Source organism: Dietzia sp. CW19, assembly GCF_014145265.1.
GTDB classification, from domain to species: domain Bacteria; phylum Actinomycetota; class Actinomycetes; order Mycobacteriales; family Mycobacteriaceae; genus Dietzia; species Dietzia natronolimnaea.
Genome location: NZ_JAALEE010000373.1, coordinates 3,619 through 5,865, shown reverse-complemented (window position 1 = coordinate 5,865; position 2,247 = coordinate 3,619). Strand labels below are relative to the sequence as shown.

Annotated in this window: 4 protein-coding genes; 3 read left to right on the top strand and 1 reads right to left on the bottom strand. The window is 70.8% G+C overall.

Features of this window, described 5'->3' with window-relative positions; genetic code table 11:
- The 3 genes from G6021_RS11555 to G6021_RS11545 form a co-directional block, all read left to right on the top strand.
- Positions 1-378, top strand: a 378-nt coding sequence (locus tag G6021_RS11555) for an ATP-dependent helicase C-terminal domain-containing protein (RefSeq protein WP_277817945.1), incomplete at its 5' end; no start/stop codon positions are given.
- Positions 379-490: 112 nt separating this feature from the next.
- Positions 491-1,021, top strand: a complete 531-nt coding sequence (locus G6021_RS11550) for a hypothetical protein (protein WP_182641333.1) — start codon at positions 491-493, stop codon at positions 1,019-1,021.
- A gap of 141 nt (positions 1,022-1,162) precedes the next feature.
- Positions 1,163-1,717, top strand: a complete 555-nt coding sequence (locus G6021_RS11545) for a hypothetical protein (protein WP_182610523.1) — start codon at positions 1,163-1,165, stop codon at positions 1,715-1,717.
- A 4-nt stretch (positions 1,718-1,721) separates the two neighbouring features.
- Here G6021_RS11545 and G6021_RS11540 read toward each other — a convergent pair.
- The coding region (locus G6021_RS11540) for a L,D-transpeptidase (protein ID WP_182641332.1) at positions 1,722-2,247 on the bottom strand (526 nt) is incomplete at its 5' end.

Here is a 2,247-nt window from a genome sequence, read left to right as displayed (position 1 = left end):
CGGCGGCTGCTCCCGTGGCCGGAGGCGACCCGGTTCGACGAGCTGGTGCCCGACCGCCTGCAGGTGCCCAGCTCGTCGTCATACCGTGTCGACTACCCCGAACCCGGATCCGACGCGGCACCGGTGCTGGCGGTCAAGCTGCAGGAGTGTTTCGGGTGGACGACCTCACCCCGGATCTGCGACGGGCGGGTCCCCGTGACCGTCCATCTGCTCTCCCCCGCCGGACGGCCACTCGCCGTGACCCGCGACCTGGAGTTCTTCTGGCGCGAGGCCTATCCCGGTGTACGGGCGGAGATGCGGGGCCGCTATCCCCGGCACCCGTGGCCGGAGGACCCGATGGGCGCCGAACCCACTCGTCGGACCAACCGTCGACATTGAGGATCCCGTTACCATAACGAACCGCCCTGCCGCAATGATCCGGAGCGGCCCGCCTCCTACGATGTGAGCAACCGCACCCGCGTCCGTCGACCCCGCCCGGAGCGTGATCGCCATGCCCGCGTACACCCCACCCGCACCCCACCGGGTCCCCCTCCCGACCAGGACCCCCGCACGGACCAAGCGGATCCCGCGCGTCCGGAACCGGATCGGGGCGCTCGCGTCGTCCGCCGGTCTGGCGCTGGCGCTACTCAGCCTCTACCTGCCGTGGCTGGCCACGGGCGCGGACGAGCGGATCTCGGCCCTGGGGATCACCGAGCTCATCGACGTCCGCAGCGTCGCACCGGTGTTGTTCGTCGGACTACTTGTCCTGGCCCTGCTCGTGGCCGTCACCGCGCTCACCCGCCTGGGGTCGTTCGCCGTCGCGGCGGCGGTGGTGGCGATCGGGGTCCTGGCGGGACACCTCGCCTTCGTCTGGACCCTGATCCTGTCCACGGGGTCGACGGAGCCGGCACTCTCGGGCCTGCCCGCGAACGCCACGGTGACCTCCGGGCCCTATGTGGCCGCGTTCGGGTTCGTGATGGTGTCGGCGGGGTCGGCCTGGGCCGCCCGGTCCGCTCGCTATCCGGTCGATCCCGTGACGTGACGGGCGGGCCCGGTCCGGCGGTCACAGTCCGCCACCGCACCGTCCGGCCGGAACGCACCGTTGTGGCAGAACCCGGACACCCCGCCTATTATGTGACTTACCTCACTTCGCAGGTTCCGGTCCGATTAAGGGGCACCCGCCATGGCCGCACAGACAACGCCCGTCACCCGCACCTCGCCGTCGTCGGCGAGCACCCCGACCGGCGGCAAGATCATCCCGCACCTGCGAAACCGCGTCGGCGGCCTGATCGCCGTAGTGGGGCTGGCGCTCGCCCTGCTCAGTCTGTACCTCCCCTGGTTGAGCACCGGGACCGGCGGAGGGATCAGCGCGCTCGACCTCACCGAGATCCTGGACCTGCGCGCGATGGCGCCCCTGAACTTCCTGGGGCTTCTCGTGCTGTCGGTCCTGGTGGCGGTCACGCTGTTCACCCGGTTGGGATTCTTCGCGGCCGCCAACGCGGTACTCGCGTCCCTCGTGTTGATCGCCCACCTCATCTTCGTCTGGGTCCTGTTCAACTCGACCGACACCTCGGATCCGATGCTGGCGGGCCTGCCGGACGGCACCTCGGTCACCTACGGTCCGTTCGTCGCGGCGATCGGATTCATCCTCGTGATCATCGGATCGGCGTTGGCGGCCAAGTCCGCCGAGTACCTTCTCCCAGACCGCGCCGAGGCCCGCATGTTCACCGGCTCGTGAGGCGTCAGAACACCACGACGGTGTCCCCGACCTGCAGCCTCTCGAAATAAGTCGCCGCGGCGGGCCGGTCCATCCGGATACACCCGTGCGACTCGTAGGCCGGATCGCCCTCGTGGAAGGCGATCCCTCCCACGAAGTACACCGAGTACGGCATCGGGGCGTCGTCGAACAGACGGCTGACCTCGTGGCGCACCTTCCGGGTGACCTGGAACGTCCCGCGAGGGGTCTCCCAACCGACCCTTCCGTGCGACATCCGTACCGGCCCGTAGCTCAGCCGCTCCCCCGACTGCAGCCAGGTCCGGTTCCCGTCGAGGTCGACGCACGCGGCGGCCGTACGCGGACACGGGCTCTGCGGGGTGGGGTCCGGCGGCGGCGGGGGCGCGGCCGGAGGGGGCACGAACCCGGGCGGAGGAGTGATCCCCGCCGACTCCAGCCAGCCGCCGGCGGCGGTGCGCAGGTCCGCGTCCGCCTGTACGGATCCCGCCAGGGCCTGATCGAGCACCTGCTGGGCCTCCGGCGGTAGGGGGACC